Origin of the sequence: Hymenobacter busanensis (assembly GCF_008727865.1) — a bacterium.
GTDB classification, from domain to species: domain Bacteria; phylum Bacteroidota; class Bacteroidia; order Cytophagales; family Hymenobacteraceae; genus Solirubrum; species Solirubrum busanense.
The window spans coordinates 261,838-281,162 of sequence record NZ_VTWU01000005.1; the positions used below are offsets into that span (position 1 = coordinate 261,838).

General features: G+C 61.9%; 19 protein-coding genes. 15 read left to right on the top strand and 4 right to left on the bottom strand.

Annotation, left to right across the window (positions count from 1 at the left end):
- Window positions 1–4 precede the first annotated feature (4 nt).
- Window positions 5–2,986 (bottom strand): type IX secretion system periplasmic lipoprotein PorW/SprE, encoded by a 2,982-nt coding sequence (gene porW / locus F0P96_RS14595; protein WP_151079647.1) that lies wholly within the window; start codon window positions 2,984–2,986, stop codon window positions 5–7.
- A gap of 226 nt (window positions 2,987–3,212) precedes the next feature.
- Between porW and F0P96_RS21040 the strand changes: the two genes are divergently transcribed.
- The 8 genes from F0P96_RS21040 (at window position 3,213) to atpG (ending at window position 9,222) form a co-directional block, all read left to right on the top strand.
- The gene (locus F0P96_RS21040; protein ID WP_160620322.1) at window positions 3,213–3,449 is read left to right on the top strand and encodes an AtpZ/AtpI family protein; all 237 of its coding nucleotides are present in this window, start codon (window positions 3,213–3,215) and stop codon (window positions 3,447–3,449) included.
- 57 nt (window positions 3,450–3,506) lie between these two features.
- Window positions 3,507–3,914, top strand: coding sequence for a hypothetical protein (locus F0P96_RS14605; RefSeq protein WP_151079649.1), 408 nt, complete (start codon window positions 3,507–3,509; stop codon window positions 3,912–3,914).
- A gap of 32 nt (window positions 3,915–3,946) precedes the next feature.
- The gene (atpB, locus tag F0P96_RS14610) at window positions 3,947–5,032 is read left to right on the top strand and encodes a F0F1 ATP synthase subunit A (protein ID WP_151079650.1); all 1,086 of its coding nucleotides are present in this window, start codon (window positions 3,947–3,949) and stop codon (window positions 5,030–5,032) included.
- Window positions 5,033–5,097: 65 nt separating this feature from the next.
- Window positions 5,098–5,358 (top strand): ATP synthase F0 subunit C, encoded by a 261-nt coding sequence (gene atpE, locus F0P96_RS14615; RefSeq protein WP_151079651.1) that lies wholly within the window; start codon window positions 5,098–5,100, stop codon window positions 5,356–5,358.
- Window positions 5,359–5,510: 152 nt separating this feature from the next.
- On the top strand, window positions 5,511–6,002 hold the full coding sequence (locus tag F0P96_RS14620; RefSeq protein ID WP_151079652.1) for a F0F1 ATP synthase subunit B: 492 nt from the start codon (window positions 5,511–5,513) through the stop codon (window positions 6,000–6,002).
- Window positions 6,003–6,086: 84 nt separating this feature from the next.
- Window positions 6,087–6,647, top strand: coding sequence for an ATP synthase F1 subunit delta (gene atpH / locus F0P96_RS14625; RefSeq protein ID WP_151079653.1), 561 nt, complete (start codon window positions 6,087–6,089; stop codon window positions 6,645–6,647).
- 9 nt (window positions 6,648–6,656) lie between these two features.
- Entirely contained in the window at window positions 6,657–8,240 is a 1,584-nt protein-coding gene (gene atpA, locus F0P96_RS14630) for a F0F1 ATP synthase subunit alpha (RefSeq protein WP_151079654.1), read from the top strand.
- 94 nt (window positions 8,241–8,334) lie between these two features.
- Window positions 8,335–9,222, top strand: a complete 888-nt coding sequence (atpG, locus tag F0P96_RS14635; RefSeq protein WP_151079655.1) for an ATP synthase F1 subunit gamma — start codon at window positions 8,335–8,337, stop codon at window positions 9,220–9,222.
- Between the two features lie 85 nt (window positions 9,223–9,307).
- On the opposite strand, the gene F0P96_RS14640 is transcribed toward atpG, so the two are convergent.
- Window positions 9,308–10,033: an HAD family hydrolase gene (locus F0P96_RS14640; RefSeq protein WP_151079656.1), complete on the bottom strand. Its 726-nt coding sequence runs from the start codon at window positions 10,031–10,033 to the stop codon at window positions 9,308–9,310.
- Between the two features lie 239 nt (window positions 10,034–10,272).
- Here F0P96_RS14640 and pafA point away from each other — a divergent pair, with 239 nt between their 5' ends.
- From pafA to F0P96_RS14660, 4 genes are all read left to right on the top strand, one after another.
- Window positions 10,273–11,997, top strand: a complete 1,725-nt coding sequence (gene pafA, locus F0P96_RS14645; protein ID WP_235917480.1) for an alkaline phosphatase PafA — start codon at window positions 10,273–10,275, stop codon at window positions 11,995–11,997.
- Between the two features lie 104 nt (window positions 11,998–12,101).
- Window positions 12,102–12,671: an inorganic diphosphatase gene (locus F0P96_RS14650; protein ID WP_151079657.1), complete on the top strand. Its 570-nt coding sequence runs from the start codon at window positions 12,102–12,104 to the stop codon at window positions 12,669–12,671.
- A 150-nt stretch (window positions 12,672–12,821) separates the two neighbouring features.
- Window positions 12,822–13,505 (top strand): DUF6766 family protein, encoded by a 684-nt coding sequence (locus F0P96_RS14655; RefSeq protein WP_235917481.1) that lies wholly within the window; start codon window positions 12,822–12,824, stop codon window positions 13,503–13,505.
- Between the two features lie 65 nt (window positions 13,506–13,570).
- Window positions 13,571–14,476, top strand: coding sequence for a UbiA family prenyltransferase (locus tag F0P96_RS14660; RefSeq protein ID WP_151079658.1), 906 nt, complete (start codon window positions 13,571–13,573; stop codon window positions 14,474–14,476).
- A gap of 20 nt (window positions 14,477–14,496) precedes the next feature.
- On the opposite strand, the gene F0P96_RS14665 is transcribed toward F0P96_RS14660, so the two are convergent.
- On the bottom strand, window positions 14,497–16,026 hold the full coding sequence (locus F0P96_RS14665) for an NAD(P)H-hydrate dehydratase (protein ID WP_151079659.1): 1,530 nt from the start codon (window positions 16,024–16,026) through the stop codon (window positions 14,497–14,499).
- A gap of 69 nt (window positions 16,027–16,095) precedes the next feature.
- On the opposite strand from F0P96_RS14665, the gene F0P96_RS14670 reads away from it, so the two are divergent.
- Together F0P96_RS14670 and msrB are read left to right on the top strand one after the other, a co-directional pair.
- Entirely contained in the window at window positions 16,096–16,890 is a 795-nt protein-coding gene (locus tag F0P96_RS14670) for a M949_RS01915 family surface polysaccharide biosynthesis protein (protein WP_151079660.1), read from the top strand.
- Between the two features lie 93 nt (window positions 16,891–16,983).
- A complete protein-coding gene (gene msrB, locus F0P96_RS14675) occupies window positions 16,984–17,442 on the top strand; it encodes a peptide-methionine (R)-S-oxide reductase MsrB (RefSeq protein ID WP_151079661.1) in 459 nt (152 codons plus the stop codon).
- Between the two features lie 49 nt (window positions 17,443–17,491).
- Here msrB and F0P96_RS14680 read toward each other — a convergent pair whose 3' ends face one another.
- The gene (locus F0P96_RS14680) at window positions 17,492–17,932 is read right to left on the bottom strand and encodes a GNAT family N-acetyltransferase (RefSeq protein ID WP_151079662.1); all 441 of its coding nucleotides are present in this window, start codon (window positions 17,930–17,932) and stop codon (window positions 17,492–17,494) included.
- A 118-nt stretch (window positions 17,933–18,050) separates the two neighbouring features.
- On the opposite strand from F0P96_RS14680, the gene F0P96_RS14685 reads away from it, so the two are divergent.
- Window positions 18,051–19,283 carry a T9SS type A sorting domain-containing protein gene (locus F0P96_RS14685; RefSeq protein WP_151079663.1) on the top strand — a complete coding sequence of 411 codons (1,233 nt, stop codon included), beginning with the start codon at window positions 18,051–18,053 and terminating at the stop codon, window positions 19,281–19,283.
- Window positions 19,284–19,325: the final 42 nt, after the last annotated feature.

The window sequence follows — 19,325 nt, forward strand, 5'->3', positions numbered from 1 at the left end:
GAAATTAGGGACGGTAAGTTTGCTGGAAGAACTGCAGGTACTCTTCCAGATTGCCGCGCTGCAGCAGCACCGGCAGGTTATCAATACCAATCAGGAAGGATTGGTAACCCGCGTTGCGCAGCTTCATCAACGGCCCTTGCGGACCGCGCAGCTTGAGGGCGTAGTTCTGAGCCACTTTGCTACCGGCCAGCGGCTGCACCACCAGCAAGGTGTTTTCGCCCACGGTCTGGGGCTGAATCTGCAGGTTGCTGGCTTTGTAGAAGCGGTTGTTGTAGGCAGCTACCTGGGTTTGCAGGTCTTTGAACGCAGCATTGTTGGTTGGGAAGGATATGACAACGGCCTGGGCAGCATTGAGGTCGGCTTTGTACGGCGAAACCGGCGCCGGCGCGGGCCCTGCCGAGCCAGCGGGCGGCACCACCGCGGGAGCCGCCGCTGGCTGTTCCGGTGTCATGGGTTTGCCGGTTTCCGCTGGGGTGGGCGTGGCAGCGGGAGCGTCTTTGGCCGGCGTTTTCGCTGAAGTTGCTGGGGTTGAAGTTTTGCCAGGTGTTTTTGTCTTGGGCGCCTCTTTGGTTACCGGAGCCTTGTCAGCCGGCTTATTCGGCGTGCCAGCAGCCGGTGCCGGCGTTGGCGTTTCGTATTCTTCCGTCGAAATGCGCATGCGGGTATCTACCTCGCCGGGGCGGAAAAACGACACCCGCGGCTTCTCGGTCGACGCCAACGCGCCTGCCAACTGCCCGGCTTCATACTTCGAGTACGAGGCCAAGTAGTCCTGGGCTTTGGCCACTAGCGGACTTTCGGGATATTTCTTGGCAAACGCCTCCACCGCGGCCTTGTGTGTGGCGGGTGGCTGGGTGCGCAGCGTCAGCAGCAGTTGCAGATAATCGGCGCGGTCGTTCAGGTCGGTTTGCGGGTACTGCTTGCGCGCCCGCGCCACGGCGGCCGTGGCTTTTTTGAATTCCTGCTTCTTGTAGAGCGCAAACGCCGAGTCGAGCACCGCCGACATCTGCTGATTGGCTACCGAAGTACGGCGCAGGTACTCGGGGTCGGCTACCAAGCGGGCGTATGAAGAGTTCGGAAACTGTTCGCGCAGCTGCTGGGCGTACCGCTCAGCCTTGGGCGCGTCCGGCACTTCCTTGTTGACGAGGTAGGCGCTGTAGTACACTTCCGGGAGCCGCTTGCTGCGCGGAAAGCGCGTTACAAACTGCTCGTACGTCTCTGCCGACTTCGGCAGCTCCTTGAGTTGCTGGCTGTATATAGCCGCCAGGGCATAGGTGGCGTCTTCTATTTTGGCTTCGGCCTGCTGCTGCGCTTCGGTACCGAATGGAATCTGCTGGCGGTACTGCGCCACCAAATCGGCCCGCAGCTTGGCCGGATCGGCGGAAGCCTGGGCCGGCGGGTTTACGTTGCTATCGGCGCTGCCGCCCACCGACACGGGCGCGCCGCCATTAGCTACCGGGGCCTGTGTAGCCAGGCTGCTCAAACGCCAGTTATCGGTCAAGGGCCGGTCGCCCCACTGCCGCTGGAAATCGGCGCGGGCCGTACCCAATGACGTCGGGTTGTCGAAGTACCACTGCTTGCCGGTCGACGCGTTGGCAAAAGCCAGCGGATCGATGTTGGGGTCGCCGGTGCGACTGGGGTCTTGGCCGGTGGCAGTCTGATTGGCGCTGCGGGCGGCCAGCAAAGCTTGGCGTTCGGCTTCCTTCTCCTGCGCTTTTAGCGCGGCGTCAGCGTAGGCCAGCAGGCGGGTGCGCAGCGTGGCCGTGTCCAGCTTCGCCAGCGTCAGCAAGCTGTCCTGGGTTTCGATAGTGGTCAGCTGCTGGGCAAAGTCGCGCAGAATGTCGCGGCGCTCAGCTGTGGCGGCGTATTCCGGCGCCTCGCGCGGCAGGCTTTGCGTGGTGCTGTCGTAATAAGCCGCGGCCAGCCTATACTTCTGCAGGTTCTCGTAATAGATGCGGCCCGAGAGCAAGTAAGCGTAGGCCTTCTGCGCCCGGTTCTGGGTATTGTTCCGCACCGACTGGTTCAGCAGCCCCAGCGCCTTGTCGTAGTGCTGCTGGCGGTATTCCAGCCGGGCCATTTCGTAGTAAATCTTGTCGCGGTACTCCTTGTTCTTCGGGTCCTTCAGCAGCTTGGCGAAGTACTTGTCGAGGCGCGCGCGGTCGGTCTGGCTCAGGTCCGACACCTGCCCCAGCATCAGCTTCGAGAAGAAGTCCAGCTCGTAGGGCGGGTTGCGCTTCAGAATTTGGTTGAGCTGCGCGTAGGCTTCCTTGTCCTGTCCCTGGTTCTGGTAGAGCTGGGCCAGCACGTAGCGCGTGCGGGAGCGTTCATCCTTCTGCGGAATGTAAGGAATGGCCTTATTCAGGTTCTCAATGGCCTGCTTTTCGTCGCCCTGCCAGATATAGTACTGAGCACGCGTCAGAAACAGCTCCCGGGCGTTGCGCTCGGTGCCTTTCTCTTTGTCGAGCAGGCTCGATACGTAGGCGGCGTTGTCCCATTCCTGGGTGGCCATGTACGTGCGCATCAGCCAGATCAGCGCCTCGTGCTTGGCGTTGGGGTCGTTGCTGGTGGTGTTGACGTACTTAAAGGTCTTGGTAGCGTCCTCAAATTCGCGGCGGTAGAAGCGCGTCTTGCCCACCAGAATATAGGAGTCGTCGGTGAAGTCGCTGCCGGGGCGCCGCTGAATGGGCAGTGAGGCCTTCTTCACCACGTCGTCGAGGTCGGCGGCCAGCTGCACGGCTTTCACCGAGTCGACCACCGGCAAGAGCGGCAGCGTGCGGTTGTAGTCGGCAGGACGCTCCTTATATAAGGCAGCTTCTACCTCGCGCATTTTCTCGCGGGCCAGGAAATAGCCGTTGTCGCGGGCGACGAGGTTCTGGTAGGAACGGGCTACGAAATTGTGCCGCTCGGCCGAGCAACTGCTCAACCAAGCCGCCGCAGCCACAAGCAGGCCGCCAATCGGTAACAAAACAATACGCGAGGGATTCGCCACGGGCAGCAAGCGGGTGGGGTGGAAGGGTGTTGGGCTTGGAAAACGCTGCGAGGCAGCCCTTTCGTTCGATAGGTCGATGACCAAGTACAACGCCGCAAATCAGCTTAAAGTACGTGAATTTTGCCCGGCTGCGCCCGGGCCACACAGAACCGACCTCATTATGTGCGTTTTCCGGGCCGAAGTCCGGGCGCCGTGCCGTACCTTTGTCGCCCTTCATTTGTCCTTCATGCCCGAGCCGACGAAGCCGCAACCGCCCAACTCCGACCAGAAGCAGTCCAGCCAGCTGGCCCGCTACTCCGGCGTGGGCATGCAAATGCTGGCCACCATTGGCCTCAGCACTTGGCTCGGCATCGAGCTCGACAAGCGCATGGGCTGGAGCCCCTGGGCCACGGTGGTGCTGGCGCTGCTCGGCGTGTTTGCTGCCATGTACCAGATCATCCGTGCCGCTTCCCGCGACAAATAATACGCTCTTCCGCCTCCCGTAACTGACCCGCCCGGCCAGCCTGTTTTCATTTCGCCCTTGAACCGTTTCTTCCGCAACCTGCTGCTGTTCTCCGTGCCCCTCGGCGCGCTGCTGTACCTGCTCCGGGCGCAGTTCGGCGAAGTAGTGGTGCACCCCTGGGCCGACTGGCTGTTGCTGTTTTTCGTGGGGCTGACGGTCATCACCTTCTGGCTCACGTGGCGGGCGTTTCAGCGCAACCCCGATTCGCTGCTCACAGCTTGGTTCGGCACTACCGCCCTGCGGCTTGTACTGGCCTTAGTCGTGATTGTAACCTATTTGGTTCGGGGCGGAGCCCACGCCGGGCATAGCACTTGGACATTTTTGGGCCTGTTCTTCCTGCTGTATTTCCTCTACACCGGGTTTGAAGTCTGGAATGTCGTGACTAACTTGCGCCCGTTTTCAAAACCGGCCTCCGAGCCCTCCTAAGCTCGACAAGGTTTCGCCTTAAATCAATCTGAATGAAGCGGTTACTGCTCTTTTTCTTCTGCATTCTGACGTTGCCGGTTTTTGCTCAAGAGCATCCAACCGAGGTTTCGACCACCGCCGACACGCAAGTAGAAGCCACCGAAGAGGGCAAGTTCAACGCCGGTGAGATGATTCTGCACCACGTGGGCGACTCCCACGAATGGCATTTTGCCTCTATCGGCGAATCGCACATCACCCTGCCGCTCCCCATTATAGCCTACCAACCTGGCAAGGGCCTGTCGGTATTCTCGTCGAGCCGCTTCGGTCACGAGTTTAAGGACAGCTACAACGGCCTGAAGCTGGAGCACGAGCACCTGGTAGCCGAAGACGGCTCGACCGTATACGACTTCTCCATTACCAAGAACGTCGCCTCGATGCTCATCAGCGTGGCGCTCATGATTCTGGTATTCACGTCGGTAGCAAGCGGTTACAAGAAAAACCACGGCCGGGCGCCCCGCGGCATCCAGTCGTTCTTCGAGCCCATCATCATCTTCGTTCGCGATGAAGTAGCCAAGAAGGCCATCGGGCCCAAGTACGCCAAGTACCTGCCCTACCTGCTGACCATCTTCTTCTTCATCTGGTTCAACAACCTGCTGGGTCTGCTGCCGGGCGCGGCTAACCTGACCGGTAACATTGCCGTCACGTTCCTCTTTGCCTTCATCACGCTGCTCATCACCACGTTCAGCTCCAACAAATACTACTGGTCGCACATTTTCTGGACGCCCGGTGTGCCGCTGTGGCTGCGCCCGATCATGATTCCGGTGGAGTTGATCGGCGTGATTTCGAAGCCTTTCTCCTTGATGGTTCGACTTTTTGCCAACATCACGGCCGGTCACATCATCATCCTGAGCTTCATCTCGCTCATCTTCATCTTCAACACCGTGGCCATTTCGCCGCTGTCGTTGGCCTTCGGTCTGTTCATCAGCTGCCTTGAGCTGCTGGTAGCCGCGCTGCAGGCCTACATCTTCACGCTGCTCACCGCCATGTACATCGGCGGCGCCGTGGAAGAGCACGACGACCACGACTACGGCATTGGCGGCGACGACGCCGACGCCCCGGCCCACGTGCACGCGCACTAAGCCGCTCCCCCTCGCTTTTCTTTTTCTTCTGACTTTTTTCCTTTCACTCCCCAAACTTCTGTTTTATGCTTCTCACTCTGTTGCTGCAGGTCGTTAATGCTGTTGGTCTGGCCGTAATGGGCGCTGGTATCGGTGCTGGCCTGGCCATCGTAGGTGCCGGTCTTGGTATCGGTCGCATTGGCGGCAGCGCCATGGAGGCTATTGGCCGCCAGCCCGAAGCTTCGGGCAAAATCCAGACGGCTATGCTGATTGTAGCGGCCCTTGTTGAAGGTGCTGCTCTGTTCGCAGTCGTAGTCTGCCTGCTGATTGCCCTGAAACTGCAGTAGTAGTGCGCATAGCCCGGCGCCCGTTTTCCCCTCGGAAGGCGGGCGCCTTGGGTTCGTGCTTCCTACTAGTGTTACCGGGTTGTAACGGCTTGCCTCGCTGAACGCGGTTTCGGTGCGGAGCCTATTTCTCATCTAGCCTTTGCTAAGCGCCCATGCTTACCAACCCTAGTTTCGGTTTGCTGTTTTGGCAGCTCACCATCTTTGTAATTCTGCTCATCATCCTCCGCGCTTTCGCGTGGAAACCGATTCTGGCCTCCCTGCGCGAGCGTGAGGAAAGCATCGAAGGGGCGCTGCGCCAAGCCGACCAAGCGAAGCTCGAAATGCAGGCCTTGAAGGCCGGCAACGAAAAGCTTATCGCCGAAGCCCGCCAGGAGCGCGACCGGATGCTGAAAGAAGCCAGCGAAATGAGCAACCAGCTCATCGAAACGGCCAAGCAGAAAGCCACCGACGAAGGCGCCCGCATGATCATGCAAGCCCGCGAAGCCATCCAGAACGAAAAGATGGCGGCGCTGGCCGAAGTGAAAAACACGGCTGCCCAACTCTCGATTGACATTGCCGAGCGCATCCTGCGCCGCGAACTGTCGGACTCGGGTGCCCAAAAGCAGCTCGTGACCGACTACCTGCAAGAGGTAAAACTCAACTAAGCCGTTCGCTTTTAGCTGTTGGCTGTTAGCCTCTCCGGGCTGACAGCCAACAGCTAAAAGCCAGCAGCTAAAAGATTAAAACCAATGTCTGAACAAAGAGTCGCCGCCCGCTACGCCAAGTCCTTGCTGGATCTGGCCCAGGAGCAGGGTACGCTGGACACGGTGCAGCAGGACATGGAGCTTTTCGGCAAAACGCTGGAAGGCAGCCGCGACCTGCGCCTGGCCCTGCGCAACCCCATTGTGCAGCACGACAAAAAGCTGAACATCCTGCGGCGGCTGTTCGAAGGCAAGGTGTCGGACCTCACCATGAAGTTCTTCACCATCATCACGCAGAAAAACCGCGAAACGGCGCTGGAATTCATTGCTAGTGAGTTTCAGACGCAGTTCAACGTGCTGCGCAACATCCAGACCGCCGACGTGACCACGGCCACGCCGCTCACGCCGGAACTGCGCGAGCAGGTTCAGCGTCTGGTACAAGAACAAACCGGAGGTGGTACCGTCGAACTGCGTGAGCACGTCGACGCCAGCCTCATCGGTGGCATCGTCCTGCGTTTGGGTGACCGGCAGATCGATGACTCGGTACGCACGCGCCTCAACCGCCTGCGCACCACCTTCAAACAGAACCCCTACCAAGCCCAACTATAAGTCAGCGTCATGGCAGAAGTACGTCCGGATGAAGTATCCGCCATTCTGCGGGAGCAGTTGTCCAATTTCAAGACCGAAGCCGAACTCGAAGAAGTCGGTACGGTGCTGCAGGTTGGCGACGGGGTAGCCCGCATTTACGGCCTCTCGAAGGCCCAATCGGGCGAACTGCTCGAGTTTGAAAACGGCTTGCGCGCCCTGGTGCTCAACCTGGAAGAAGATAACGTAGGTGCCGTAATGCTCGGCGACTACTCCGAAATCCGGGAAGGTGCTACCGTGCGCCGCACCAACAAGATTGCCTCGATTCAGGTTGGCGAAGGCATCGTAGGCCGCGTGGTCAACACGCTGGGCCAGCCCATCGACGGCCGCGGCCCCATTGCCGGCGAGCTGTACGAGATGCCCCTGGAGCGGAAAGCCCCCGGTGTAATTTACCGTCAGCCGGTAAATGAGCCCCTGCAAACCGGCATCAAGGCCATCGACGCCATGATTCCGATCGGTCGTGGTCAGCGTGAGCTGATCATCGGTGACCGTCAGACCGGCAAATCGACCGTTGCCATCGATACCATCCTGAACCAGCGCGAGTTCTTCGAGCGCGGCGAGCCGGTATTCTGCATCTACGTAGCCGTGGGTCAGAAAGCCTCGACCGTGGCCCAAGTGGTAAACTCCCTGCAGAAGGGTGGCGCCATGGACTACACCGTGGTAGTGGCCGCCTCGGCTTCCGACCCGGCTCCGATGCAGTTCTTCGCGCCCTTCACGGGTGCCGCTATCGGCGAGTTCTTCCGCGACACGGGCCGTCCGGCTCTGGTGGTGTACGATGACTTGTCGAAGCAGGCTGTAGCCTACCGCGAGGTGTCGCTGCTGCTGCGTCGTCCTCCGGGCCGCGAGGCGTACCCCGGCGACGTATTCTACCTGCACAGCCGTTTGCTCGAGCGTGCCGCCAAGATCAACGCCTCCGACACGATTGCCCGCGACATGAACGACCTGCCCGAGAGCATCAAGCACTTGGTGAAAGGCGGCGGTTCGCTAACGGCTCTGCCCTTGATCGAAACCCAGGCCGGTGACGTTTCGGCGTACATCCCGACCAACGTAATTTCGATTACCGACGGCCAGATCTTCCTCGAGACGAACCTGTTCAACTCGGGTATCCGTCCCGCCATCAACGTGGGTATCTCGGTAAGCCGCGTAGGCGGTAACGCCCAGATCAAGTCGATGAAGAAAGTGGCCGGTACGCTGAAGCTGGACCAGGCGCAGTTCCGCGAACTGGAGGCCTTCGCCAAATTCGGCTCGGACCTCGATGCCTCGACCAAGCTCACCATCGAGCGGGGCCGTCGCAACCTCGAAATACTGAAGCAGCCGCAGTTCTCGCCCCAGAAGGTAGAAGACCAGGTTGCTATCATCTACGCGGCCACCAACGGTCTGCTCGACCGTGTTCCGGTAAACCGCGTGCGCGAATTCGAGCGGGAATTCACCCAGGTGATGAACACCCGTCATGCCGACGTGCTGGCTGGCCTGAAAGCCGGTAAGCTCGACGACACCATCACGGGCACCATCCGCCAGGTGACGCAAGACCTGTCGGCCTCGTACGCTTCGAAATAGATTGTTAAATGGTTGAATGGCTAAATGGTTGGTCGTTCTGGCAACGCGAGAACAATCAACCATTTAGCCATTTAACAATTCAACCATTCAACTTATGGCTAGCTTAAAAGAAGTCCGCAACCGCATCGTGTCGGTCACCTCGACGCAGCAAATCACCAAAGCCATGAAAATGGTGGCGGCGGCCAAGCTGCGCCGGGCCCAGGACAACATTCTGCGGATGCGCCCCTACGCCCAGCGGCTCAACAGCATTCTGGCTAACCTCTCGCAGGGCGCCGGCGCTGAAGTAACCGGCGACTACGGCGTGCAGCGCGAAGTGCGCCGCGTGCTCATCATTGCCATTACTTCGGACCGCGGCTTGGCCGGTGCTTTCAACAGCAACGTGTTCAAGGGCGTCAACCAGCTGATTCAGGAGCGCTACCAGGCGCAGGCCGCCGCCGGCAACGTGAGCTTTATGGCCATCGGCCGCAAGGCGCACGACTACTACGGCCGCCGCGGCGCGCTGGTGGGCAACTACACGCAGGTGTTCAGCCAGCTCTCCTTCGACACGGTGCGCGTGGCCGCCGAGCAGGCCATGGAGGGCTTCCGCAACGGCGAGTACGACCAAGTAGTGATTGTGTACAACGAGTTCAAGAACGTTGCTACCCAGATCATCCGCGCCGAGCAGTTGCTGCCCATTCTGCCCGCCGAGGCACCGGCCAACGCCACCACCTCGAACGTAGACTACATCTTCGAGCCCTCGAAAGAGGAAATTGTGCAGAGCCTGATTCCGACCTCGCTGAAAGTGCAGCTCTACAAAGCCGTACTGGAAAGCAACGCCTCGGAGCACGGCGCCCGCATGACGGCCATGGACAAAGCCACCGACAACGCCGGTGAGCTGCTCAAGTCGCTCAAGCTGACTTACAACCGCACGCGTCAGGCGGCCATTACCACCGAGATTCTCGAAATCGTGGGTGGTGCCGAAGCCTTGGCTGCCGGTAAGTAGTAGTTCGCATCCATTTGCAGAAAGGCCCGCTTCCGGAAGGAGGCGGGCCTTTTTTCTTATAAGCCAAGTGGTACTGGTACCCGATCTACAGCTGCATGTACTGCCGCTCGGCCAACTTCTTGCTGGGCTGGGGCACTTCGGGTTGCTCGGCCAGCAGCTTGAGCACCCGCGCCGGCGTGAGGCCGGTGAAGTCTTTGATAACGGTGAGCGGGGCCTGGAACTGCGCGGCCCGCAGCGCGGTGCCCACGCCGATGCAGCGCATGCGGGCACGGTAGGCGGCCTGCTCGCCCAGAATAGCGTCTTCGAACACCACGCAGCGGGCCGGCGGAACTCCCAGTTTCTTGGCCACCACTGCAAAGGTGTCGGCGTGGGGCTTGCCGTGGTCCACATCGTCCTTGCCCACTACCACATCGAAAAAGCGGCGCAGGTGCAGGTGGTCGATGATATAGTCGATGGTTTCGGGGGCCGAGCCGGTACCCAGACCCAGCTTGAAGCCAGCGGCGCGGGCGGCTTCGAGAAAACGAGTGAGGCCAGCCAACTCCTGGCGCTTGTCCCAGTAAAGCACGCGGTAGAGAAACTCGCGGCGGTCGGCGTAGAGCTTCAGCTGCTTCTCGGGCACGGGGTAGCGGAATACGGTTTTCAGGATGTTGGTGGCCGGCATGCCGTTGAGGCGCTTGAGCAGCGTTAGGGCATTGGTGTCGAGGCCCAACTCGCGAAAGAGCAGCTGGAAGGCGCGGGCCTGGTAGCGGGTGTTATCGATGAGGACGCCGTCCATGTCGAAGATGAGGGCGTAGTCGGAAGTAGCGGGCATAAGAGGCAAGCAGGAAAGAAGAATGAGGAACACACGGGTACGCACTGTCCGTCGCCCCGGGTATTATTCCTTACGATGGTTATGGTAACGCGGCGCGGAGGACCTGGGAACAGGGCCCGGTGCACGCGAAGCATTACCTACTGATAATTGCGCGTTACTCATTCTTCATGGATACGTGGTTACCTTTGCGGCCGCAAACTTGGCCGCGCCGTGCGCGTAGGGACAGGATGCGTTTTTCTATGCTGAAGACCTTCTTGATTGGTGCCGTGCTGCTGACCTCCTCGTTGTTGGGCGGAAGCAAGGCCGTGGGGCAGGGCAAGGGCAAGCCGTTGGCGCGGCCCAAGCTGGTCGTGGGCGTGGTGGTCGATCAGATGCGCTACGACTACCTCTACCGCTACTGGAGCAAGTACGGTGAAGGCGGCTTCAAGCGGCTGTTGGGCGAGGGGTTTAGCTTCGAAAACACCCACTACAACTACGTGCCTACCTACACCGGGCCGGGCCACGCCAGCATTTACACCGGCACTACGCCCTCGGGCCACGGCATCATTGGCAACAACTGGCTGGAGCGCGAAACGGGCAAGGGCACTTACGTAACCGAAGACAAAACCGTGCAGCCGGTGGGCGGCACGGCGGCGGCCGGCCAAATGTCGCCGCGCCACATGCTGGTTACCACCATTACCGACGAGCTACGCCTGGCCACGAACTTCCAGGCCAAGACCATCGGGGTGTGCATCAAGGACCGCGGCTCCATCTTGCCCGCCGGCCACGCTGCCTCGGCGGCCTATTGGTTCGACAACGCCAACGGCGCCTTCATCACCAGCACCTTCTACGCCCAGCAGCTGCCGGAGTGGGTTACGGCCTTCAACAACCGCCAGCTGGCCGCGCAGTACCTGAGCAAATCCTGGGAAACGCTGCTTCCCCTGGACCAATACACCGAAAGCTCGGCCGACGACGTGCCGTGGGAAAACACCTTCCGGGGCGAAACCAAGCCGGTGTTTCCGCACGACATGCCCAAGCTCAGCGGCTGGGCGCCCCCGCAGGTGCAAGGGGCGCTCAAGGCCGAAGGAGAAAAGGCTCCCGCCACCAACCTCGACCTGATTCGGACTACGCCTTTCGGCAACACGCTCACCCTCGACTTCGCCCTCGAAGCCATTCGGGCCGAGCAGCTGGGCCAGCGCGGTCAAACCGATTTCCTGGCCCTGAGCTTCTCGTCGACCGACTACGTGGGGCACCACTTTGGGGTGAATGCGGTGGAAACCGAAGACACCTACCTGCGCCTCGACCGGGACCTGGCCCGTCTGCTCACCTACCTCGACAAAACCGTGGGCAAAGGCAACGCCTTGGTGTTCCTCTCGGCCGACCACGGCGCGGCGCACTCGCCCGAATTTCTGAAAAGCCAGCGCCTGCCCGCCGGCTCGGTGGGGCCGCGCCTGTGGCGCGACTCGCTGCAGGCGCAGCTGGTGCGGCGCTACGGCCCGGGCCAGTGGGTGCTCAGCTACGAAAACCAGCAGGTGTACCTCAACCGCCCGCTGATTCAGCAGCACAAGCTCGACCTCTACCAAATGCAGCAGGACGTGGCCGCGCGCATGGTGCAGTTTACCGGCGTTACGCGGGCCGTGGCCGCCACCGATTTGCAGAAGTCGCACTGGGAAAGCGGCCTGCTGATGTACCTCGAAAACGGCTACCTGCCCAAGCGTAGCGGCGACGTGATGGTGGTGATGGAGCCCGGCTGGCTCGAATCGTACGCCTACCCGGTGAACAAGGGCACCACCCACGGCTCCAGCGGTGCCTACGACACCCACGTGCCGTTGCTGTTCTGGGGCTGGCACATTCCGCGGGGCGAGTCGAGCCACCCGGCGCGTATTACCGATATTGCGCCCACCGTAGCCCGGCTGCTCCACATTCAGGAGCCCGACGGCTGCACCGGCGAACCGCTGCTGGAAGTATTACCCAAGAAGAAATAACGCCGTCCGCGGCTGGCTTCGGGCCGGCGGGCAGCCCTCCAACTCGTTTTTCACACTCCATCTTTTCGCTACCAGCCACTTGCTGACGGCAAACAGCTTACCACATGGCTCACTTCAACCCCTGGCACGACGTCAATTACGGCCCCAAGGCCCCGCAGATTGTTAACGCCATCATCGAAATTCCCAAAGGCTCGAAAGGCAAATACGAGCTCGACAAAGACAGCGGCCTGCTCAAGCTCGACCGCGTGCTGTTTTCAGCCGTGCACTACCCCGCCGCCTACGGCTTCATTCCGCAGACCTACTGCGACGACAAAGACCCGCTCGACGTGCTCGTGCTCTGCTCCGTCGACGTGGTGCCCATGTGCCTGATCGAGGCCAAGGTCATCGGCGTGATGCAAATGATTGACAACAACGAGGAGGACGACAAGATCATTGCCGTGGCCGCCCACGACGTGTCGATGAACCACTACAACGACATTTCGGAGCTGCCCCCGCACACGCTGCTGGAAATGCGCCGCTTTTTCGAGGATTACAAAGCCCTCGAAAACAAGCAGGTGGTAGTAGAGAAGTTTATGGGCCGCGAAGAAGCCTACAAGATTGTGCAGGACAGCCTGAACCTGTACGACGAAACCTACCGCCACAACAACCAGCACGCCCAGCTCTCGATGCTGTAGAAGTTGCACCGAAGCCTCCGGGTTTCTCCCGCTAAGCCCTCGTATAAGTACTTATACGAGGGCTTTTCTATGAAAAAAGCTCGTCGGCGGAAAGCACAACGGGACCGAGGCGCGTACAATTCAGCTCCTCCCTCACCCTAGGTTTTCCCGATGACCCAACATACCCCTAAGAACCCGATAAGGCGTTTTCTCTACGAAAACGGCCTTTCGCTCGTCATTACCGCGATGGTGCTGCTCACGCTGGGCGGCCAAACCCTCACCGGCTGGCACGACTACAACGACGAGCTGCAAGAAATGCAACGGGCCCAGCTCAGCCTGAGCGAGTACGTGACATCTGGCCATTGGGTGGAGGCCACGTTCGAAAACTGGGAAAGTGAGTTTCTGCAGATGGCGCTGTACGTGATACTCACCGTGAAGCTGCGCCAGAAAGGCTCGGCCGAGTCGAAAAAACTGGACGAACCCGAAGAAGTGGATCGGGAGCCCAACCCTTACAACGACGACGCGCCGTGGCCCGTGAAGCAAGGCGGAGTGGTACTGTGGCTCTACAAACAGTCGCTCAGCATTGTGTTTCTGCTCCTGTTCATTGGGGCATTTTTTCTGCACGCGCTGGGCGGTACCGAGGTATACAACATCGAGCAGCAGGCCCACGGCAAAGAAACCGTGGATTTGTGGGGCTACCTGGCTACGTCGCGGTTCTGGTTCGAGTCGCTGCAGAACTGGCAGAGCGAGTTCCTCAGCATCGTGTCCATCGTGGTCCTCACCATCTGGCTGCGGCAGCACGGCTCCCCCGAGTCGAAGCCCGTGGATGCGCCGCACAGCGAAACCGGGAAGTAGCGGCGGGCGGCTTGGCGGCGCGGCTGTACTTTGCGGCCTCAACGGCGCTGCCCGCTCTCCGTCTCATGCCTGACCCCGCTTTGCCACCGTCTTTGGGCGCCTTGCCCCGCCTGGGCCAACGCCTGACCGAGGCAGTGCTCTACGGCAACGGCTTGGTGGCGGCATCGGCAGCGGCCCTCACGGCGGCCTCGGCGCACTACTGGCACCGGCCGTTGCCCTGGACGGTTCCGATGCTGGTATTGGCCGCCACGCTGTTTGTGTACAACCTCAACGGTGCCCGCCGCCACAGCCTGCGCTTGCCGCCGGGCGTGCCGGCCCGCCGCCGCTGGATTGTGCAGCACCGGCCGCTGCTGCTGGGCGTGGTCATTGGCTCGGCCCTCATCCTGCTGTGGCTGTATACAACCAGTCCGTTCGTTGGGCCACTGACGTGGTTTCTGGCCCACCTGGCTTTGCTGTCGTTGGCGTATTCCTGGCCGGTGCTACCAGGACGCCACGGCGGTCGGCGCCGCGGCCTGCGCGACGTGCCCGGTCTGAAAACCCTGCTCATCGGCTACGTGTGGGCCGCCGTGACGGTGTGGCTGCCGGCCCTCAGCGTGGGGCTGCCTCTCACAGCGCCGGAAGTGGCGCTGTTGCTGGCGCGCCGGTTCTGCTTTATTCTGGCCGTGGCGTTGATTTTCGACCTGCGCGATTTTAGCAAAGACCGGCGCGCCGGCACGCCCACGCTGCCCGTGCTGCTGGGCTTCCGAAGGGGCCGGGGGCTGGCGTTGGCCTGTGTGCTGCTGTCGGCGGCGCTGCTGCTGCCCGATCTTTCTCCCGGCGGGCAATTCGTGCTGGCGGTACCCACGTTGCTTTCGGCGCTGGTCACCTGGTTTGCCGACGAAACCCGCTCCGACTACTACTACGCTCTGCTGGCCGACGGCCTGCTGCTGATTCAAGCCGGCGCGCTGGTGCTGGCCGCAACCGTTAGCTGACAACCGCACCGGGGCACTACTCAAAGCGTTTCGTCGGGCGTGGTCAGCTCCTGCAGCGCCACGCCGATATAATGGGGTAGTGCGCCAGCCGTTAGCCCCGCCTGGCCGGTGTGCACTACGGCCAGATCGGCGGCGCGGCCGTGGGCATAGACGGCCAGCAAGGTGGCATCGAGCGGGGAGAGGCGCTGGTCGGCGCGCAGGGCGGTGAGCAGGCCGGTAAGTACGTCGCCGGTGCCGCCAGTTGCCAGGCCGGGGTTGCCGGTGGTGTTGAAGTACAGGTGGCCCTCGGGCGTGGCGGTGCAGGAGTAGGCCCCCTTCAGCACCACGTAGCAGCGGTAGCGGCTGGCAAAATCACGCAGCAGCTCCAACCGGTGGTAGTCGTTGCGGGCCGGTTGGGTGAGGCGCTCAAACTCCTTCGGGTGGGGCGTCAGCACGGTATCAGGGGGCAGTAGGTCGAGCAGGGGGCGGTTGGCGCCGAGCAGGTTCAGGGCATCGGCATCGAGCACCAGCGGGACTTTGTGCGCCGGCGCCGTGCATAGCAGCTCCTCCAGCACGGCGCGGGTATCGTCGTGCTGGCCGATGCCGGGGCCCATGCCCACGGCCGCGTAGGGCTGCAGGTCGGGTAGCGTAGTCAGGTGGTTTTTTGCGTCGTCGGGCAGGCACATGGCCTCGGGCACGGCAGTTTGTGCCACCGCGTAGCCCACGGCCGGCACGGCCAGCGTGAGCAGCCCCGCGCCGCCGTGCAGGCTGGCGCGGGCCGCCAATACGGCGGCGCCTATTTTGCCTTTGCTGCCGGCCAGCAGCAGCGCGTGGCCATAGGTGCCTTTGTGCGAAAACGTACCGCGCCGGGGCAGGCGGCCAGCCAGCTCGGCCGCATCCACCACCGTCATGTTGGCAGCAACCTGGGCCAGGAAATCAGCACTCAAACCGATGGGTACGGTGTGCCACTGGCCTACATAGGGCGCGTTTTGCGGAAGCAGAAAGGCCAGCTTCGGCAGCTCGAAGGCCACGGTGTGGCGGGCCTGCACCACGGCGCTGTCGGGCGGCTGCGGAGCATCGGAGAGCAGGCCTGAGGGCACATCGATGCTCACGACGCGGGCTTGGGCGGCGTTCAGGTGACGCACCACATCAGCGGCCGGGCCGTCGAGCGGCCGGTTCAGGCCCGTGCCAAACAAAGCATCGACCACTACGGTGCCGGGAGCAATGGCGGGCAGGTGCGCCGGGTTCAGCTCCAGCACCTCTACTTTGGCCGGCAGGCGTTGGCGGTTGATTTCCCAGTCGGCGGAGTGCCGCTCGGCGGGCAGCAGCCACACCTGCGCGTGGTAGCTGCGCTGGTGCAGCAGGCGCGCCACGGCCAGTCCGTCGCCGCCGTTGTTGCCGGGGCCACACAGCACCAGCACGTTGCCGGCATCGGCAGGGGTGAGGCGAGGGGTCAGCCAGTTGGTGAAGGCCGTGGCGGCGCGCTCCATCAGAACATCGGAGCCAATGCCTTCTTCCTCAATGGTGGCGGCGTCGGCGGCGCGGGTTTGGGCGGCGGTGAGGAGTTTCATGGATGCAGGTTACAACGATTATACGTTGCTTGCGGCTTTCTACCCTCTCCATACGCACCGCCTCGACTTATGCCGCCTTATTCCCTGGCCATGTTGCTCGTGCTGGCTTTTTTCCTGGCCGCGTGCGACGCCAAACAGCCGGTCGAGCAAGCCGGACAAAACGCTCCGCCGTCTGCCGCCACCGCCGAAACTACAGCTGGGTGGCACGGCGCAATCGATACCACGCGGCAGGTGCCGCCTGGCCTCGCGTTGCCCGGCCAGCTGCTGGAAAGCCGCCGCTGGACCGATGCCGCCGGCGACAACCTGCTGGTGGTATACCGCACGAAACCCGCCACCGAAAAGCACTCGGAAATGGAGGGCGAGCAGCACGTAGAGCTGTTTGCCCGGCAGTATGTGCGGCCCGCCAACGGCCGCTACCAGGAACTGTGGCGCCTGCAGGATGCCGTGCGCCACTGCCCCTTCGATATGTGGCTGGGCCCGTTGCCCAGCTCCACTCGCATTACCGACCTCGACCAAGATGGCACCACCGAAACCACGCTCGTTTATAAACTCACCTGCCGCAGCGACGTCAGCCCCTCGCAGATGAAGCTCATCATGCACGAGGGCCCGGCCAAATATGCCCTGCGGGGGCACATGGTGGTGCAGTACGATTCTATTCCGCTGACCCAGCGTGTGCCGGCCAATTCCTGCTGCCTCGACACCATCGGCCGGCAACAGCTGGAAGCCCCCGAGGGCTACGAGCTGTACGCGGGCCGCTACGAAACGGAAAAAGAGTTTCGCGCCGCGCCGCGGCCGTTTCTGGTATTTGCCCGGCAGCAGTGGCGGCAATGGATAACGCAGGACAACTTCGGGCAGCTGCGGTGAACGGCCGACGAACGAGCCGCGCTAAACAACCGGGCGCGGAAAGCCGTTGTATCAAACCATTCCGCTAACATCTGAAACCGTAACCACCCCGCTATGCAAACCTGGGCCGACGTCATCCGCCTTGCCAACAACGGCACTCCTGCCCCCGACCGCCGCGTCGAGAAAACCGATGCCGAGTGGCGGGCCCAGCTCACGCCCGAGCAGTACCGCGTGACGCGGGAACACGGCACCGAGCGCGCCTTTACCGGCGAGTACTGCGAAGCCCACGAGGCCGGCCTTTACGCCTGCGTGTGCTGCGGCACTCCGCTCTACGACTCGCGCACCAAGTTCGAGTCGGGCACGGGCTGGCCGAGCTTTACCCAGCCGGTACAGGAAAACGCCATCAGGTACAAAAAAGACACCAGCTACGGCATGACCCGCGTGGAAGTGCTCTGCAACGTGTGCGACGCCCACCAGGGCCACGTCTTCCCCGACGGTCCGCCGCCCAGCGGCCTGCGCTTGTGCATCAATTCGGCCGCCATCAAACTGGTAGGCGAGAAAACCGAAGCGTAGCACCACGCGGGCAGCAACCAACCGCCAAGCTCGATTCTGGTCGGCGGCCCTATTGCGGGGCTTGCCGGTACGGGTCGAGCTTGGCGTTTTCCATGAAGCGCGGCGGCGAAGCCAGCGGTGTGAAACCGAACTGCGCGTAAAGCGAGTGGGCGTCGCGGGTGCCGAGCAGCCAGCGGCGCAGGCCCTGCAATTCCGGGTGCGCCATAATGTGCGTCATCAGCAGCTTGCTCAGGCCCTGGCCGCGGTGGGCTTCCAGCACAAACACGTCGCAGAGGTAGGCAAAGGTGGCGCGGTCCGTCACCACCCGGGCAAACCCCACTTGCTGGCCATCGGGCGCGTAAACGCCGAAGCACAAGGAATTCTGGATGGAGCGCTCCACCAACTCGCGGCTGATGCCGGGGGCCCAGTAGGAGTGGTGGCTGAGGTAGTCGTGGACAAGCGCCACGTCGAGGCGGGCGGGGTCGGTGCTGATGGTGTAGGCGGCCGTCATGAAAAGCAGGAAGAAAAACCAGTTGTCCCAAAGAAAACGGCTGCAGAGCTATATCTGCTGAAGAGTTACCTTTATGCGGTGCTACTCAGCACGGTAACTTCCCTAAACCTTAGTTTCCTTGAAAGCAATTCTATTCTTCGCGCTGCCGCTGCTTGCCGCAAGCGCAGTTCAGGCCCAGCCGGCTTTGCCCCGGTTGCCCAAACCAACGTCCCAGTCGGCAGAACGGAGCGTAAACGCCAACCCGGCCTTTCGACTGACCAGCGTGACCAAGCAGCAGTACCGCAACAGCGCCTGGCTCGACACGCTGCGCTTTACCTACCTGCGCTTCAACGCCGCTAATCTGCCCATGCGCGAGGTGCGCGAAAACGCCCCCACCCGCGGGGCGGCGTTCCGCCTGTTGCGCCAGGAGAACTACCAGTACAACGCGGCCGGCAAGAAAACCTCGGATTCGACCTTCGTGTACAACAACGGCACGCTCAACACCGCGCCCTCACTGGTCGTCACGTTCACCTACAACAGCCAGGGCCTGCTGGCGCAGGAGCTGCAGCAAGTCAGCGTGGCCGGTACGCTGCGTCCCTACGGCCGCGACACCTACACCTATAATGCGCAGGGCCAGAACACCCGTATTTTGGGTGAATCGTACTTCGGGTCGTCGTGGCTGGCCGACTACCAGGAACTCTTCACCTACAACGCGCAGGGCAAAGTCAGCAGCGACGAGTTTCAGGTAGCCGACGCCTCGGGCTCCACGTTCAGCCCCTTCCTGAAGGATATTTTTACCTACAACGCGCAGGGCTTGGTCGCCACCGACCTGCAACAGCAGTTTGTCAACGGCGCCTACGCCGATGCTTTCCGCGTTACCAATACCTACAACGCCACCACCAACCTGCTCACGAGCTACGTGTTAGAGCGCGCCGTGGGTATCATCACGCCTCCCAACTGGCAGCCGTACGCGCGGGGTTTCGAAACCTACGACGCCGACCTGAACCTGACCCAGGAGCTGACGCAGCAGTACCGCAACGGGGCCTACGCCGACGACGAGCGGTACCTCTACACGTACCAGCGCATTCTGGCGACTGCGCCCGGCCGCGCCTTGCAGGCCGATCTGGCGGTGTACCCCAATCCCACCGCTGAAGCGCCTATTGCTACCTACCGCCTACCCGCGGCGCAAGTAGTAACGGTGGAACTGCTCGATGCACTCGGGCGCGTGGTAGCCATGCCCATAGCCCGGCAGGCCCAAGCCGCCGGCGGGCAACGCGTGGCCCTGCCGGGCGCACTGCCCGCCGGACTCTACACCGTGCGCGTGCGCACCGCCGAGGGCCGTAGCCAGCAAACCAAGCTGGTAGTACAATAACGACTATACACGGCCGCTAGCAGCGCCGGCCCCGGCTTTCGG

What these genes read in the sequence shown, in the direction of transcription:
- F0P96_RS21040 (WP_160620322.1), top strand. Translation starts at nt 3,213, where the DNA reads ATGCCCGAGCCGACGAAGCCGCAACCGCCCAACTCCGACCAGAAGCAG.
- atpB (WP_151079650.1), top strand. Translation starts at nt 3,947, where the DNA reads ATGAAGCGGTTACTGCTCTTTTTCTTCTGCATTCTGACGTTGCCGGTT.
- atpE (WP_151079651.1), top strand. Translation starts at nt 5,098, where the DNA reads ATGCTTCTCACTCTGTTGCTGCAGGTCGTTAATGCTGTTGGTCTGGCC.
- F0P96_RS14620 (WP_151079652.1), top strand. Translation starts at nt 5,511, where the DNA reads ATGCTTACCAACCCTAGTTTCGGTTTGCTGTTTTGGCAGCTCACCATC.
- atpH (WP_151079653.1), top strand. Translation starts at nt 6,087, where the DNA reads ATGTCTGAACAAAGAGTCGCCGCCCGCTACGCCAAGTCCTTGCTGGAT.
- atpA (WP_151079654.1), top strand. Translation starts at nt 6,657, where the DNA reads ATGGCAGAAGTACGTCCGGATGAAGTATCCGCCATTCTGCGGGAGCAG.
- atpG (WP_151079655.1), top strand. Translation starts at nt 8,335, where the DNA reads ATGGCTAGCTTAAAAGAAGTCCGCAACCGCATCGTGTCGGTCACCTCG.
- F0P96_RS14640 (WP_151079656.1), bottom strand. Translation starts at nt 10,033, where the DNA reads ATGCCCGCTACTTCCGACTACGCCCTCATCTTCGACATGGACGGCGTC.
- pafA (WP_235917480.1), top strand. Translation starts at nt 10,273, where the DNA reads ATGCTGAAGACCTTCTTGATTGGTGCCGTGCTGCTGACCTCCTCGTTG.
- F0P96_RS14650 (WP_151079657.1), top strand. Translation starts at nt 12,102, where the DNA reads ATGGCTCACTTCAACCCCTGGCACGACGTCAATTACGGCCCCAAGGCC.
- F0P96_RS14655 (WP_235917481.1), top strand. Translation starts at nt 12,822, where the DNA reads ATGACCCAACATACCCCTAAGAACCCGATAAGGCGTTTTCTCTACGAA.
- F0P96_RS14660 (WP_151079658.1), top strand. Translation starts at nt 13,571, where the DNA reads ATGCCTGACCCCGCTTTGCCACCGTCTTTGGGCGCCTTGCCCCGCCTG.
- F0P96_RS14665 (WP_151079659.1), bottom strand. Translation starts at nt 16,026, where the DNA reads ATGAAACTCCTCACCGCCGCCCAAACCCGCGCCGCCGACGCCGCCACC.
- F0P96_RS14670 (WP_151079660.1), top strand. Translation starts at nt 16,096, where the DNA reads ATGCCGCCTTATTCCCTGGCCATGTTGCTCGTGCTGGCTTTTTTCCTG.
- msrB (WP_151079661.1), top strand. Translation starts at nt 16,984, where the DNA reads ATGCAAACCTGGGCCGACGTCATCCGCCTTGCCAACAACGGCACTCCT.
- F0P96_RS14680 (WP_151079662.1), bottom strand. Translation starts at nt 17,932, where the DNA reads ATGACGGCCGCCTACACCATCAGCACCGACCCCGCCCGCCTCGACGTG.